At 56.9% G+C, this 14,465-nt stretch carries 12 protein-coding genes; 6 read left to right on the forward strand and 6 right to left on the reverse strand.

Going from position 1 to position 14,465, the window contains the following annotated elements; all coding sequences use genetic code 11:
- Positions 1-16 precede the first annotated feature (16 nt).
- The 3 genes from AAC632_RS10830 to AAC632_RS10840 all read left to right on the forward strand — a co-directional run bounded on the left by AAC632_RS10830 (position 17) and on the right by AAC632_RS10840 (position 3,429).
- Positions 17-1,231, forward strand: a complete 1,215-nt coding sequence (locus AAC632_RS10830; RefSeq protein WP_340298881.1) for an acyl-CoA dehydrogenase — start codon at positions 17-19, stop codon at positions 1,229-1,231.
- Between the two features lie 18 nt (positions 1,232-1,249).
- A complete protein-coding gene (locus AAC632_RS10835; protein ID WP_340298882.1) occupies positions 1,250-2,542 on the forward strand; it encodes an NAD(P)/FAD-dependent oxidoreductase in 1,293 nt (430 codons plus the stop codon).
- Positions 2,543-2,745: 203 nt separating this feature from the next.
- Positions 2,746-3,429 (forward strand): DUF1045 domain-containing protein, encoded by a 684-nt coding sequence (locus AAC632_RS10840; protein WP_340255300.1) that lies wholly within the window; start codon positions 2,746-2,748, stop codon positions 3,427-3,429.
- 60 nt (positions 3,430-3,489) lie between these two features.
- On the opposite strand, the gene AAC632_RS10845 is transcribed toward AAC632_RS10840, so the two are convergent.
- Positions 3,490-5,643 carry an esterase-like activity of phytase family protein gene (locus AAC632_RS10845; protein ID WP_340298883.1) on the reverse strand — a complete coding sequence of 718 codons (2,154 nt, stop codon included), beginning with the start codon at positions 5,641-5,643 and terminating at the stop codon, positions 3,490-3,492.
- A gap of 328 nt (positions 5,644-5,971) precedes the next feature.
- On the opposite strand from AAC632_RS10845, the gene modA reads away from it, so the two are divergent.
- Genes modA through modC form a run of 3 tightly spaced genes read left to right on the forward strand, consistent with a single transcriptional unit; the run spans position 5,972 to position 8,518 of the window.
- Positions 5,972-6,754: a molybdate ABC transporter substrate-binding protein gene (modA, locus tag AAC632_RS10850; protein WP_340298884.1), complete on the forward strand. Its 783-nt coding sequence runs from the start codon at positions 5,972-5,974 to the stop codon at positions 6,752-6,754.
- Complete coding sequence (gene modB, locus AAC632_RS10855) at positions 6,751-7,452, forward strand: molybdate ABC transporter permease subunit (RefSeq protein ID WP_340298885.1); 702 nt, start codon at positions 6,751-6,753, stop codon at positions 7,450-7,452. The genes modA and modB overlap by 4 nt, the downstream gene beginning before the upstream one ends.
- Positions 7,445-8,518, forward strand: a complete 1,074-nt coding sequence (gene modC, locus AAC632_RS10860; RefSeq protein ID WP_340298886.1) for a molybdenum ABC transporter ATP-binding protein — start codon at positions 7,445-7,447, stop codon at positions 8,516-8,518. The genes modB and modC overlap by 8 nt, the downstream gene beginning before the upstream one ends.
- Before the next feature lie 81 nt (positions 8,519-8,599).
- Here the strand turns inward: modC and AAC632_RS10865 are convergent, their stop codons facing one another.
- Genes AAC632_RS10865 through AAC632_RS10885 form a run of 5 tightly spaced genes read right to left on the reverse strand, consistent with a single transcriptional unit; the run spans position 8,600 to position 14,457 of the window.
- Positions 8,600-9,613, reverse strand: a complete 1,014-nt coding sequence (locus AAC632_RS10865; RefSeq protein WP_340298887.1) for a YeiH family protein — start codon at positions 9,611-9,613, stop codon at positions 8,600-8,602.
- Positions 9,610-10,671, reverse strand: coding sequence for an ABC transporter ATP-binding protein (locus AAC632_RS10870; RefSeq protein WP_340298888.1), 1,062 nt, complete (start codon positions 10,669-10,671; stop codon positions 9,610-9,612). Before AAC632_RS10870 ends, AAC632_RS10865 begins: the two co-directional genes overlap by 4 nt.
- Complete coding sequence (locus AAC632_RS10875) at positions 10,671-12,107, reverse strand: carbohydrate ABC transporter permease (protein ID WP_340298889.1); 1,437 nt, start codon at positions 12,105-12,107, stop codon at positions 10,671-10,673. Before AAC632_RS10875 ends, AAC632_RS10870 begins: the two co-directional genes overlap by 1 nt.
- On the reverse strand, positions 12,104-13,168 hold the full coding sequence (locus AAC632_RS10880; RefSeq protein WP_340298890.1) for a carbohydrate ABC transporter permease: 1,065 nt from the start codon (positions 13,166-13,168) through the stop codon (positions 12,104-12,106). The genes AAC632_RS10875 and AAC632_RS10880 overlap by 4 nt, the downstream gene beginning before the upstream one ends.
- 23 nt (positions 13,169-13,191) lie before the next feature.
- On the reverse strand, positions 13,192-14,457 hold the full coding sequence (locus AAC632_RS10885) for an ABC transporter substrate-binding protein (RefSeq protein WP_340255274.1): 1,266 nt from the start codon (positions 14,455-14,457) through the stop codon (positions 13,192-13,194).
- Positions 14,458-14,465: the final 8 nt, after the last annotated feature.

Consider the following 14,465-nt stretch of genomic DNA (forward strand, 5'->3'; position numbering starts at 1 on the left):
TTTGGAGGACGTAACGATGCCAGATGGTCACAGCGCAAAATCAGGCCCTGCTCTCGCGGCTTTTGAGTGGGCAGATCCCTTTCATCTGGCAGCGCAGCTTGCGCCTGAGGAAGTGATGATTTCCGAAAGCGCCGAGGCCTTTGCCCAAGACCACCTCGCCCCCCGCGTCACCGAAGCTTATTTGAACGAAACCACTGCGCCTGAACTATTTCCCATGATGGGAGAAATGGGCCTTTTGGGCGCAACTGTGCCCGAAACCTATGGCGGCATTGGCGCAAGCTATGTCAGCTATGGCTTAATCGCCCGCGCTGTCGAGCGGGTCGATTCTGGATATCGTTCGATGATGTCCGTGCAATCAAGCCTCGTGATCTACCCGATCCATGCTTACGGGTCAGAGGCACAAAAACAAAAATATTTGCCCAAACTGATCAGCGGCGCGCTTATTGGCTGCTTTGGTTTGACCGAACCCGAAGCGGGCTCTGACCCCGCAGGGATGAAAACCACGGCCACGAAAACCGCAGATGGCTATGTGTTGAACGGCGCAAAGATGTGGATTTCCAACGCACCTATCGCGGATGTCTTTATCGTTTGGGCAAAATCGGAGGCCCATGGCGGCAAGATCCGCGGCTTCATCCTTGAGAAAGGAATGAAGGGCCTGTCTGCGCCCAAGATTGAGGGCAAACTTTCCTTGCGGGCTTCGGTCACGGGAGAGATCGTGATGGATCAGGTTGCCGTGCCAGAAGATGCGCTTTTGCCAAATGTCGAGGGACTGAAGGGGCCGTTTGGCTGCCTCAACCGCGCGCGCTATGGCATTGCGTGGGGGGTGATGGGTGCCGCCGAAGATTGCTGGCATCGCGCCCGCCAATATGGGCTCGACCGCCGCCAATTCGACCGCTCTCTTGCGCAAACACAGCTGTTTCAGAAAAAGCTGGCCGATATGCAGACGGAAATCGCGCTTGGCCTGCAAGGGGCTTTGCGTGCAGGCCGCATGATGGATGAGGGTAGCTGTGCGCCCGAATTGATCAGCCTGATCAAACGCAACAATTGCGGCAAAGCCTTGGCCGTTGCGCGCGATGCACGGGATATGCATGGCGGCAATGGGATCATGGCTGAGTATCATGTGATGCGGCACGCGCAAAACCTTGAGACGGTCAACACCTACGAAGGCACACATGACGTGCATGCCCTGATTTTGGGGCGCGCGCAAACAGGGCTTCAGGCGTTTTTCTAATTACAAAGGGGCGCGCCGATGCAGGCGTCTGGGGCTTTTGGATCAAAGGGCAATCTGTGGCATAGCACCGCGTGCGAGCAGGTGACAGCCGACAGCGCAGACGCTTTACCAAGCGCGGTTGATCTCTTGATCATCGGGGGCGGCTTCACTGGCCTTTCTGCGGCATTAGAGGCCGCACGCATGGGCGCCAAGGTCGCGCTTCTAGAGGCGCAAGAGATCGGCCATGGCGGATCGGGGCGCAATGTGGGCCTTGTGAACGCAGGCCTGTGGTTGCCGCCGAAGGAGATAATTAAAACCCTCGGCGTCAAAACGGGTGAAGCGCTGATTGATACGCTTGGCGCGGCCCCTGCCCGTGTCTTTGATCTGATTGCGCGCGAGAATATCGCCTGCGAAGCCACGCGTAACGGCACCTTGCACCTTGCCCATAACGCGGCGGGGTTCAATGATCTGACAACCCGCCATCGCCAAGGCAACCAATATGGCGCGCCCTTGCAGCTGCTTGATGTCGAGGAAACCGCCGCGCGCACGGGCAGCCCTAACTTTGCAGGCGCGCTGTTTGATCCGCGTGCTGGCACGATTCAACCTCTGGCTTACGCACGCGGGCTTGCCCGCGCGGCCCAAGCGGCAGGGGCACAGATCTTTGCCCCCCTCACAGTTGAAGATTTAACCCATCAGGGCCGTGCTTGGGTGGCGCGCGCGGCAGGGCGCGAGATCACCGCGCAATCCGCATTGATTGCCACCAATGCCTATCACACGGCCGGATTTTCCAGTTACAGGCCCAACTTCATCCCCGTTTATTATAGCCAATTTGCCACGACACCCCTGCCGCAGAGCTTGCGCGCCGAAATTCTAGCGGGCGGTGAAGGGGCATGGGATACGGCAATGGTCATGAGTTCCTTCCGCATGGATGCGGCAGGGCGCCTGATTTTGGGCGCGATTGGCAATGTTGAAGGGCGGCTTGGGGGCGGCACGCATCACGCGTGGGCAGCGCGCAAATTGGCGCAAACCTTCCCGCAATTGGCAGGTCAAGGCTTTAGCCATATCTGGCAAGGGCGTATCGCCATGACGGGCGACCATATTCCCAAAGTCTTGGAGATCAGGTCAAATGGTGCGGCGGTGTTTGGATATTCAGGGCGCGGGATAGGCCCTGGAACCGTATTTGGCACAGCGGCCGCGCAGGCCCTTTTACAACAAAACCGCAACCTCTGGCCGATGCCACCATTGCAAAAATCGGTAACGGGATTTGGTCAATTGCGCGCGGTCTATTACGAATTAGGGGCGACCATAGCGCATGCCTTGCAGCGGAATTAGGATTAAACCATGATATGTGCGACCGATCCCCCGTTCGGGTAAGTGAAACTCGGCCAAGGGCAGCGGTGTTTGGGACAGCACCCCCAAAGGGGGGGTGTCCACCATCTGCCACAACCAGAGGATAGACCTTATTGGTTAATTAATCATTGCCAAATCAGGACGCAGAACCTAGGCCGACCCCAAGCCAAAAGGGGGAACGCGGAATGTCCGACTATAGCCGATATGCGGTATATTTTCTGCCCGATGGCGGGTTTTATCGCCTTGGGGCGGATTGGTTGGGCTGGTGCAGCCGCCAAGGCGCTGCGCGCACGCATCCCGAGCTTGCGGGCCTATCGCGGCCCATCGCACAAATCACCGACACCCCCCGCAAATATGGGTTTCACGCAACGATCAAGCCACCTTTCAAACTGGCCAAAGGTCAAAGCGCCCATGACCTTGCGGCAAGGTTCCGGGAATTGTGCAAAGCAACATCGCGGGTTGAAATCCCCGTTTTGGAAATCCGCCGTTTGGGGGGCTTTGTCGCCGCTGTCCCCGCAAGTCATAATCCCGCGCTCCAAGAGCTGGCCGCAACGATGGTCAAAGGGTTGGATCCGTTTCGCGCGCCGGCATCCGAGGCGGAATTGGCCAAGCGCAGATCAGCCAACCTCACCCCCCGTCAGGAGGAGATGTTGGTCGCATGGGGCTATCCCTATGTGATGGAAGAATTCCGCTTTCATCTGACCTTGTCAGGCCGCCTGCCACAATCCGAGGCTAATGATCTGGTGTCCCGTCTGCATGCGCATTTCGCGCCTGTGATCCCGCAGCCCTTTGAGGTCGCCTCATTGGCCCTTATGGGCGAGGATGAGACGGGGCGGTTTCATCATATCGAAAGCCAACATTTGGCATAAGAAAACCCCCCGCAAATCGCTTTGCGAGGGGCGTTTTTCGCTCAGTCAAACTACCGATGGTTACTGCGCCGAGATCGCGAACAGCATCGTTTCGCCAGAATGGTCGTCCACACCATCATTGTCGGTGGACACCCACATTGTGCCATCTTCGGCGATTGCCAGGCCTTCGATCTTGTCCAAGACAAAGCCGCCTGTCGAGGTCAGATAAGGCAGCAGATCGACAACAATCTCTTTGGTCAGAACGGGTGGCGTTTCGCCCAGCGCGACCATCCCCGCCATCTGATCCATTGAGACGCGGGTGATCAGCTTGGTCATTGCTGCGTCACCCAGTTGATTGTCACGCTCGAGGAAGTAGAGGTCATCACCATGCGCAACGATTTCCGAAAGACCAACCCAACCCGTAGATGCTTCGGTCAGCGGGTAATGTGCCACGCTCCACGCTTCGGTTTCTAGGTTATAGCCCAGAACCTTCACATGGTTTTCAGGATCATCGCGCCATTCACGCTGCACGGCCATATACAGCATATCGTCAACACGGGTGATCCCCTCAAACGCGAAACGCTGCTCCACGGCCAGCAATTCATTTGGCAGGGCGATGTAATCCTCAATCGCGCCATCGGCCCCAATGTGATAGATCGCGTGCGGCACCAAGCGGTCACTGCGCCCTTCTGAGGCGACCCAGAAACCGCCCTCACCATCAAGCGCGATGCCTTCCATATCCATCAACTGCGCGGGCTGACCTTCGCGGGTGACGCGAATTGCATCAACAATACGCGCAGGGGTTTGGCTAACATCGATGTGGAAGATGGTTGGCTGCATGGCATAGAAGCTGTCAGCCACTGCATAGAGTGTTCCATCTTCAGCCATAACCTGCCCCGAGATCGCACCCCAGCCTGTCAACTCATCCATACCTGCGCTCGTCAGATGCGGATATACGGCAGGGGCGTTTTGATATTCATAGATCATCACATGGGCAGGCGCGCCGCCATCGCCCCGCGCGTCATATTCATTGGCCGTGGCCAAAATATTCCGCGAGGGGATCGCAATCGCACCCTCAGGGGAAATGCCAGAGGGCAGAAGTTGTGCCAATACAGGCTGAGCAGGGTTCGACATATCATAGACGCCCACGATAGAGGAGCGTTCGGCCAATAGGAACATCATTGGCACGCCGCCAAATGTTGCAAATTCCATCCCTTCAGGCTCGACACCTTTGTTGCCAGAGCGCTTTTCGGGGTAATGGCCGATTTCCACAATCGCGTATTCAAAAGCCGTGCCTGCCTCAAAAACTTCGGTGCCATCGCGGTTGAACACGGTAAAGCCGCGGCTGCCACCATCCATATCGCCTTCATTTGCAATCGCGAAATGGTCTGTATCGATCCACTGCACCCCATCAGGCTCGCGCGGGACTGTGATGGTCTGGTCAAAGATCAGCGCGCCTTCTTCCTCGGTGTCCACGCCGTTAAGCGTCACCTCACCCGCCGAGAAATGGCTGAGCACCTCACCTGTAGCAGAAACGACAACCATGTGGTTGTTTTCCTGCATCGTCACAACGATGTCGCCATTGGCGTTCACGTCAACGAATTCTGGTTCAGGGTCTTCTGGGGCGATATCAGCAAGCCCTGTCAGATCAACACGGATCTGCGCCGCGCAATCCATCGCGCCATTTTCACCCAAAGGTTGGATCACCAAATGACCCGCAGGCATTTGCGGCACGCGGCCATCGCCCAGATCCTCGTCTCGCTCGTTCTCAATCGCAACAGTGATGAAGCTGCCATCGGGGGCAACAGCCGTGCTGTCGGGCTGTCCACCCAGATCACAAGAGGCGAGAACGTCACGGCTCCCTGCATCAATCGCATGCAAAACGCCTGACGGGTTGGTGAAGCTTTCCGATGTGTTTTCCGCGACAAACACCGTGTTTCCAAGCGCGGATACGGCTGTTGGCTCGCCATTTGGCAGCGCAAATACGCCTGCGGCAACAGGGTTCGCGGGATCAGTGATGTCGATAAAACCGATCACACCTGCAGGGCTGTCGGAATAGACCAATGTCATGCCATCGCCCGTGGCCGCGATAATCTCGGCTGAGGTTTCTTCGGCATCGGGCGTATTCGCGGCAACTGGAAAAGACGCGATACGGTTAAAGTTCATATCTTGGGCCAATGCAGGCCCTGCAAACAAAGCAAGGCCTGTTGTGGCCAAAAGCATGCGCAGGTTCATCAGGTATCCCCCTTGGGTAAAACAGAGTACCCCACGCCATTGCCCTATCTAAGTTACGACCGCGCAACAGAAAGGTGACAAAGCCATGAAACAACAAGGGGGCTAAAGTTGGGGTTTCTTGTCAGGGGGCGCGCGTCGAGATACAGTTAAAGGGAAGTGGCCCGAGGCAGCATCATGCACATAAAGATATCCCCCCGCGGGACTTTTGGTCATAACACCGCGCCGCGTTGGCGATGCGCGCCCACGGTGGCATGGCTATCCAGCAGAGGTTATCAATAGCGCATAAGACCCTTGCACAAGCGGCATTGGTCGCGGAAACTCTGCCCCTATGAACGCCCCGATCCGTCTTATGTTTTTGGCCCTTATGCTGTGCCTTAGCCCGACTTTGACACGGGCTGAAGAGATATTAGTGTTCGCGGCCTCTAGCCTTGCGACTTCCCTAGATGAAATCGAACAGAAATTTGAGGCAGCAAGCGATTTCGAGGTCAGCATGGTTTATGCAGGGTCCTCTACGCTGGCCCGTCAGATTGAACAGGGCGCGCCTGCCGATATTTTTATCTCAGCCAATACCGACTGGATGGATCGCATCGCCCGAGCGGGATTGATTGCGCCCGATGCTCGGTTTGATCTCTTGGGCAATCAATTGGTTCTTGTGGCGCATGGGGAAGGTCTAGATCAATCGGATCAGAATATCACGCCCGAGATCAATTTGGCCGATTTTCTGGACGGCGGTTATCTGGCCATGGCCCTTGTTGATGCCGTGCCTGCAGGGATTTATGGTCGCGCCGCGCTCAGCCATCTCGACCTTTGGGACACGGTCGCGGATCGGGTCGCGCAATTCGACAATGTGCGCAGCGCCCTTGCCCAAGTTGCAGCGGGGGCAACCCCCCTTGGAGTGGTCTATCGCAGCGATGCTATGATCAGCACGCAGGTGCATATCATTGGCACCTTCCCAGCAGACAGTCACGACCCAATCCGCTACCCTGCCGCCGCGCTTGGTGCGGAGATGAAACCTGCGGCCGCGGCTTTTCTCGCCTATCTGCGCGGGGATGACGCGGCGATGATTTTCACGGCGAATGGATTTGAGACACTGGCGGAGGCTGAGAAATGAGTGATCTTCTCGGCCCCGCAGAATGGGCCGCAATCGCGCTATCCCTCAAGGTCAGTTTTTGGGCCACCTTGGCCAGCCTGCCTGTCGCACTTTGGGTTGCCTATCTTTTGGCGCGCTGTAACTTTTTTGGAAAGCAAATCTTGAATGCAGCGGTTCATCTGCCCCTGATCTTGCCTCCTGTGGTGACGGGATATGTGCTGCTTTTGGCCTTTGGCGCGCAGGCCCCCGTGGGGCAAGCCTTGGCTGCACTAGGTCTGGGCTTTGCCTTTCATTGGACGGGTGCAGCCCTTGCCGCGGCGGTCATGGCCTTTCCGCTGATGGTGCGCGCGATGCGCCTATCCCTTGAGGCGGTTGACCCCAAACTTGAGGATGCAGCCCGCAGCCTAGGCGCGCCGCCTTGGGCAGTCTTTGCCACCCTCACCTTGCCTCTGAGCCTGCCCGGGGTTCTGGCTGGCGCGATTTTGGGGTTTGCAAAGGCCATGGGGGAATTTGGCGCCACCATCACCTTCGTTTCGAATATTCCAAATCAAACCCGCACAATCCCTTCAGCGATTTACACATTTTTACAGCAACCAGGCGGGGAACAGGGCGCACTGATCTTAGTTGCCGTGTCGATCTTTATCGCTATTCTTGCCCTCGTTTTGTCAGAAATTCTGGCGCGGGCTTTGTCCAAACGTATCGGGGGACGTGATGCTTGATCTGAGGCTTCGTCACCAGATCGGTGCGTTTTCACTTGATCTTAACTTCCAAGCCGCCCGCGGGATCACTGCCCTTTTTGGCCGCTCGGGCGCGGGCAAAACCACCGTGATCAATGCAGTCGCGGGTCTTATCACGCCTGATGAAGGCTATATCCGCGTGGGGGATATGGATCTGTTTGACCCTGCGCGCGGGATAAACCTTGCCGCGCACGAGCGCCAAGCCGGGTATATTTTTCAAGAGGCGCGCCTCTTTCCGCATCTGAGCGTTGCGAAAAATCTTCGTTATGGGATGCGCTATCGCGGCGCGCGCCCTGCCCCGAATTTCGCAGATATTGTCGAGATGTTGGGGATCGGGCACCTCTTGCAGCGGCGACCCGCGATGCTATCAGGCGGCGAGAAGCAACGCGTGGCAATCGGGCGCGCGTTGTTAGCGGCCCCCCGTATCCTTCTGGCAGATGAGCCACTGGCAGCCCTTGATGAGGCGCGCAAGCAAGAAATCCTGCCCTATTTTGAACGTCTGCGCGATGAAATGGACATTCCCATTCTTTATGTAAGTCACGCCCCCACCGAGGTTGCGCGCTTAGCGACAGAAGTAATCACGATTGAGGCGGGGCGGATACAGGCGCAAGGGCGCCCAAGCGAGGTCTTTTCTGACCCACATAGCCTGCCTGCAGGGTCACGCGAAGCGGGGGCCGTTATTGAGGCCACGCTGACGGCGCATCACGCGGATGGAGTCAGCGAATTACGCAACGCCGATGTGGCACTTTTTGTGCCGCGTCTGAGTGGCGATTTGGGGCGAAAATTACAACTGCGTATTGCCGCGCATGAAGTGATTTTAGCCACCCAAAAACCACAAGGACTATCCGCGCTCAATGTCATCGAAGGCACAATTCACAGTATACGCAGCGGCGATGGCCCCGCCGTTTTGGTCGCAGTCGACACGAAATTGGGGCGGATCTTGGCCCGTGTGACCCGCCGCTCGGCCCATCTATTGGGCCTGAACGAAGGGCGGGCGGTCTATGCCATCCTTAAAACCCTATCGGTCGCGCGCGAAGATATTGGCTGATCATGCCGCCTTTGAGATCGGCATGAACAAGGTGCGCGCCAAAATACGGGTCTGCAAATCAGCCCCGCAAAACAAGAAGGCCTAGACTAAGACCGCGAGGCCAATGGCCACCAAAGCCGCAATCAGCAGCGTCAGGGTGATCAACAACGCCAAGGCGCTGCGCCCAACTGATGCAAATGCCTGCAACGAGGTTTTCATCCCAACGGCAGCAACGGCCACCACAAGGCAGCTTCGCGAGACAAGGTTAACGCCCTCTGTGATCATCGGCGGCACAAGCTGCATCGTGCCGAGAATGGCCAATGTAATGAACCCTGCCACGAAAGCAGGGATGAGCGGCGGGGCTTTCCCGCCCCCGCCCGCCTCAAGATGGGCTTTGCGCAGGATCAAAGACGCCACCAAAATCACGGGGGCCAACATCATCACGCGAAACAATTTGACCAAGGTGGAAAGATCCCCCGTTTCATCCGAAATGGAATAGCCCGCCCCCACAACTTGGGCCACATCGTGAATGGTGCCGCCCAAGAATATCCCTGCCGTATGGGTCGACAGACCAAGCGAGGTGGCGATCATCGGATAGATGATCATCGCGACACTTGAGAGAACCGTTACCCCCACCACAGTGAAGGTGACATCATCTTCGGCCACATGCCGTTTTGGCAGTAACGCTGAAATGGCAAGCGCCGCAGAGGCACCACAAATGGCAACAGAGCCACCCGCGAGAAACCCAAAATAGCCCGATCTGCCAAAACGCGGGGCCAGCCAAATTCCCGCGCCAATCGTGGTGACGACCGCCATCGCCAGCATGACCGCTTCGGCCACGCCAATGCCTTCTAACAATTGCGCGCTAATGCGAAGGCCAAGCAGCGCCACCCCAATGCGCAGAACGGTGCGGCCCGCAAATTGGATGCCTGCGGCCATACGCGGCTCTTGCGAGAGGAAATGAAATGGGATGCCGAGCAAAATCGCCATCAGCATCACGGGCGCGCCGTAATGATCCGACAGGAATTGCGCAGCCATCGCCACCAAAAGCGCCATCAGCAACCCTGGCCCAATGCGCTGAAGGCCAGAGAGGATGTCAGCGTTGCGCAGGGTCACCGACACACGCGCCCTGTATCGGCACGGAAGATGTGAACGGCCTCAGGGGCAAGCTTGACGGCAACTGTTTGGCCAATGGCGATATCAGTCTGACCCGCTTGGTGGATCACCAGCGGCTCCCCTGACGGCAGGGTGACAAAGATATAGCTTTCGCTGCCCAATTGTTCGACTTCGGTCACATCGCCCTTCACGCCGCCTGTTTTGACAATGCTAATGTCGCGTGGGCGGATGCCCAATTCGATTGCATCGCCTTGACCGACACCGCTGCGCGGCCCAAGGGGAATATGCCCCCCGGCGGCCAAAGCCACCCCACCTGCGGCGATTTCGCCCTTCAGGAAATTCATTGCAGGCGACCCGATAAAGCCCGCAACAAAGCGGTTATCTGGATTATTGAACAGCTCTAACGGGGTTCCGAATTGTTCCAGCCTGCCATCGCGCAAAACCGCGATTTTATCGGCCATTGTCATCGCCTCGACCTGATCATGGGTCACATAGATCATCGTGTTCCCAAGGCGGCGATGGAGGTTGCCAATCTCACGGCGCATCGTCACGCGCAGCTCAGCGTCAAGATTGGACAGCGGCTCGTCAAAAAGGAAAATCTTTGGCTCGCGCACAACCGCGCGGCCGATGGCAACCCGCTGACGCTGACCGCCTGACAATTGACCAGGACGGCGGTTCAGATACGCCCCAATGCGGAGCATACGCGCGGCTTCCTCCACACGGCGGGAAATTTCGGCTTTCGGCATTTTGAGGTTCTCAAGCCCAAAAGACAGGTTTCCGCGCACCGACATATGTGGATAAAGCGCATAGGATTGAAACACCATCGCCAATTCACGCTGTGCCGCGGGCACGTGGTTGACCACAGCCCCATCGATCACGACATCGCCGCCCGTGATCCCCTCAAGCCCCGAAATCATCCGCAGAAGCGTGGATTTTCCGCAGCCAGATGGGCCAACAAAGACGCAAAACTCGCCTGACTTTATCTCAAGATCAATGCCATGGATCACTTCGACCGAGCCGTAGCGCTTGATCACTGATTTCAGCTGTAGGTCACTCACTATTTCAATCCCGTATTGGCAATGCCCGTGGTGATGTATTTCTGCAAGAACACAAAGACCAAGGTCGCAGGCACGAGGCTGACCATGGTCATAGCGAGGCGGAAATGCTCTTGGCTGAGATGCTCGCCACGGAATTCAAGCAGACAAAGTTGAATTGTATAGGCCTCTTTGGTGGTCGCGATGGCCACCATCGGCAAGATCAGATCATTCCAACGCCAGATCACCGATAGGATTGCCAAGGCCGCAATCGCGGGCAAGGCCAAAGGCAAAATGATGCGCCAATAGACCTTCCATTCGCTCGCCGCATCCATGCGCGCTGCCTCGATCAACTCATCGGGGATCGACAGCATATATTGGCGGAGCAAAAACACCCCCGTTGGGGTGGCCGCCCCTGGAATGATAACGCCCCAGATCGACCCTGACAGGCCCGTGGCATTGATTGCCTTGAACAAGCCCACAAGCGTGATGGTGGGGGGCACCATCAGCGTGGCCAAGATGATCACAAAGAACAAAACTTGGCCGCGGAATTTATATTTCGCCAGCGCAAAGGCCGCCATCGAATTGATGAGCAAGGTCAGGGCCGTGGCTATGGCTGTAACCAAAACCGAATTGGTAAAGCAGGTCGCAAAATTCACGTTTACGCCAAAGGCACGCCCCAAAAGGGGATCGGTGTAGTTTTCCCAACTGGGGGCAAAGCTGCGCTCTGTACGAATGGTGGCCGTGGCAAGCTGCACCACCTCCGCGCTGCGGTTATCAACATAGCGCGCGGGCGTTGTTTCGCGCGTGGGGTTGATGCGCGACACCCCAAACAGTGTCTCAATACCTGTAACTGGATCAGGGGCGCGGGCCAAAATCTGAACAGAAATGGCCGATGGCTCGTAAGGATCAAGCGATAGAAATTCCGACAAAAGTCGCTGATCTTCGGGGCCAAGCCCCGCGATGATGGCCGCAACATCGTATTCACTGCGGGCCTGCGCCGACATGGACACATAGCGCAAAATCCAATCAGGCAGGTTTTCCCGTGCAACCAAGTCACGCGTCATCTCAGGCAAAAGGCCCAAATGCGCCCGCAAGGCATAAAGCGCATCCCCCTCATACCCTGCCAAAAAGGCGGATAAATCGTGTCGTGCCTTTTGCGCATCTGGCAGATCCGACCAATCCAAAACCCAATAGGGCAGATCACTGATGTAGAAAATGCGCTTGCCCTCCGGCCCTGTGACTGTGGCGCGCGCCACCTGTTCATAGCGGGCAGGCAAAAGCGATAGGTCTTGGCGCTCCAACTGGGCCGAAGATTTCAGCGAATTCAACCCCAGCCACAGCACAGGCACGAGGATCACAACCACACCCAGCAAGAGATAGGCATAGGTGAGGTAATCCAACCAGTTGGCGCGTGGCCCGCCTGCCTTGCGGGTCAGAAATGCCCATGCCCAGCTCATTGCCGCGCCCCCCGCGATGAGAGCCAAACCTGCAACAACGACAGCACGATCAAAACCGCAGCCACAATCAACGATGCCATCGCCGCAACCCCCAGACCATTGGCTGTGGCCTGCCCCCGCAGACCTGATGTTTCAAAAATATACGCCACAAGCGAAGACCACCGCACCGACATGGCATAGAGTTCCTCAAATGCTTGAAAGGCTTTGATCAGCGACAAAACCGTGACCACCAACAGGGTCGGCGCAAGCAGCGGGATGGTGATGCGGGTCAATTGCCGAAAGGCGGATGTGCCATCCATTTCAGCAGCCTCATACACATCGCGCGGGATTGCCTGCAACCCTGCAAGCAGGATCAGCATATAGAAACCAAGATGCGCCCAAGTGTAGACGAAGACAGACCAAAACATTGTCCATGACGGATCGGTGAGCCATTGGATCGGCTCCTCAATCCAGCCCCACATGATCAGGCTTTGGCTCAAGACGCCTTGCCGCTTGAGGATCAAACTCCACAAAAATCCAACCACCACGGGCGACAGCATCACAGGGTAGAAAAACACCGCCCGCCAAAAGCCGCGCGCGATGATTTGGCGGTTCAGAGCAAGCGCAGATAAAAGCGCCACGAGGATCATAACGGGCACTTGGAAAATCACGAAGATCGCCGTGTCGTAGACGGCCGAGAAAAACTTGTCGTCCTCAAGATTGGCGGCGCCCGTGTCAATCTGTGTTTCGGCCACAAGACGGCGCAGGTTATCAAGACCTGCGAAGGCACGCTCATCAAAGAGAATGGATTGGCCTTCGGTCACCGCGAACCCCAAATTGATAAACATCGGGGCAAAGGTGAACAGGCCAAAGACCAACATATTGGGCAAAAGGAACAAATAGGGCAGACCAGTCGCGCCTGCGAGGCGCTGTGTCATCTCAATCGGCCATCCCATGATCGAGGCTAATTGCCCCGTGATTGGGCCAGTGGGGCGGATCAACACCCACCCCACGGCCAAGTATAGAACCAGATAAAGTGGCCAAGGTGACCCTGCAAATGCGGCGATGAAGGCGTCAATCATTGCAGGGTCGTCCTTTGGTTCACTTACTGGGCGATTTGTGCGGCAACATCCGCATCAATCGCGGCCAAAGCATCATCAAGGCTCATTTCGCCAGTGATTGCTTTGGTCAGGTAGTCAGGCACAACACCATAGATTACGAAATTCTTGGCGTAACCTTGGAAGGTGTAAGCCTGCGGTGTGGTTTCTGCTGCCTTGCCAGCATTTGCCGCAAAGACAGACAGCGCCGCCGCAACGGCAGGGGATGCATCACCATAATCAACACCCGAAGCCTGAAGGCCCTGATGCGCAGTGATGTTGCGGGTTGCAGATGCAAAGCGGGCCGCATTTTCCTCAGAGGCGAGGAAATCAATAAAGGCCGCAGCTGCTTCAGGTGCATCGGTCGATTTGAACGCCGTGATCGCGGCACCCCCTGGCATTGCGCCACAGCCACCTACGCCACATGGCGCTGGAACCGCGCGCCATTCGAAATCGGTGATGTTTTCCGAGTAGGAATTGATCATCCATGAGCCCGACATATGCATTACAGCTTCGCCTGATTGGAACAGCGGTGCAGCGTTGCGATATTGCGTACCCTCACCTGCAGGCCACCCTTCTGCGGGCATCAAGCCCGAGGCGTGCCAACCCACAAATGTTTCTGCAAAGTTACGGAACCCTTCATCCACAAGGATCGGGTTGCCCGCATCATCAAAGAACTTCGCGCCATAGGAAAACGCGGGGCCCGCCATACGATGCGCCGTGCGATCCATAGCCAAGCCTGCGGTCACGCCTGTTGCGGCCTGAACTTCGGCCAAGGCCGTTGCCCAATCGTCCCATGTGGCGCCATCACCTGGCATATCCACGCCCGCATCTTCAAAGAGCGAGACGTTGACATAGGGACCTGTCACAGTCAGCTGGGTCATCCACCCGTAAATGCCATCATCCCCCGCACCTGGTGCGCGGAACCACGGCAGGGTTGCGCCATAGGCCGCTTCCCATGGGCCACGATCGACATAGGGCGCGAGATCAAGGTAATACTGGTTCAAGCCGCCCAAATTGGTCACGCGCGCGACATCAGGGGCCGCATCCGTTTGCAACTGGTTTTCCAACTGATCACGGATCACGTCATAGGCAACGGTTTCCATGTTAACAGTATGGCCTGTGGCAGCGGTGAATTCGGGCAGCATTTCGCCGATCACATCGCATTCATTGCCGTCCTGGTAGCACAAAAACGTAATTTCATCCGCGAAAGCGGGGGCTGCGCTTGCAACCATAAGTGCTGCAATTGCAGTGCTGGTAAACTTAGCGGTCATGTAATTCC

This window comes from Roseobacter sp. HKCC-CH-9351 (assembly GCF_037830295.1).
GTDB lineage: Bacteria > Pseudomonadota > Alphaproteobacteria > Rhodobacterales > Rhodobacteraceae > M30B80.

What these genes read in the sequence shown, in the direction of transcription:
- AAC632_RS10875 (WP_340298889.1), bottom strand. Translation starts at nt 12,107, where the DNA reads ATGAGCTGGGCATGGGCATTTCTGACCCGCAAGGCAGGCGGGCCACGC.
- AAC632_RS10835 (WP_340298882.1), top strand. Translation starts at nt 1,250, where the DNA reads ATGCAGGCGTCTGGGGCTTTTGGATCAAAGGGCAATCTGTGGCATAGC.
- AAC632_RS10840 (WP_340255300.1), top strand. Translation starts at nt 2,746, where the DNA reads ATGTCCGACTATAGCCGATATGCGGTATATTTTCTGCCCGATGGCGGG.
- AAC632_RS10885 (WP_340255274.1), bottom strand. Translation starts at nt 14,457, where the DNA reads ATGACCGCTAAGTTTACCAGCACTGCAATTGCAGCACTTATGGTTGCA.
- AAC632_RS10880 (WP_340298890.1), bottom strand. Translation starts at nt 13,168, where the DNA reads ATGATTGACGCCTTCATCGCCGCATTTGCAGGGTCACCTTGGCCACTT.
- modB (WP_340298885.1), top strand. Translation starts at nt 6,751, where the DNA reads ATGAGTGATCTTCTCGGCCCCGCAGAATGGGCCGCAATCGCGCTATCC.
- AAC632_RS10845 (WP_340298883.1), bottom strand. Translation starts at nt 5,643, where the DNA reads ATGAACCTGCGCATGCTTTTGGCCACAACAGGCCTTGCTTTGTTTGCA.
- AAC632_RS10830 (WP_340298881.1), top strand. Translation starts at nt 17, where the DNA reads ATGCCAGATGGTCACAGCGCAAAATCAGGCCCTGCTCTCGCGGCTTTT.
- modA (WP_340298884.1), top strand. Translation starts at nt 5,972, where the DNA reads ATGAACGCCCCGATCCGTCTTATGTTTTTGGCCCTTATGCTGTGCCTT.
- modC (WP_340298886.1), top strand. Translation starts at nt 7,445, where the DNA reads ATGCTTGATCTGAGGCTTCGTCACCAGATCGGTGCGTTTTCACTTGAT.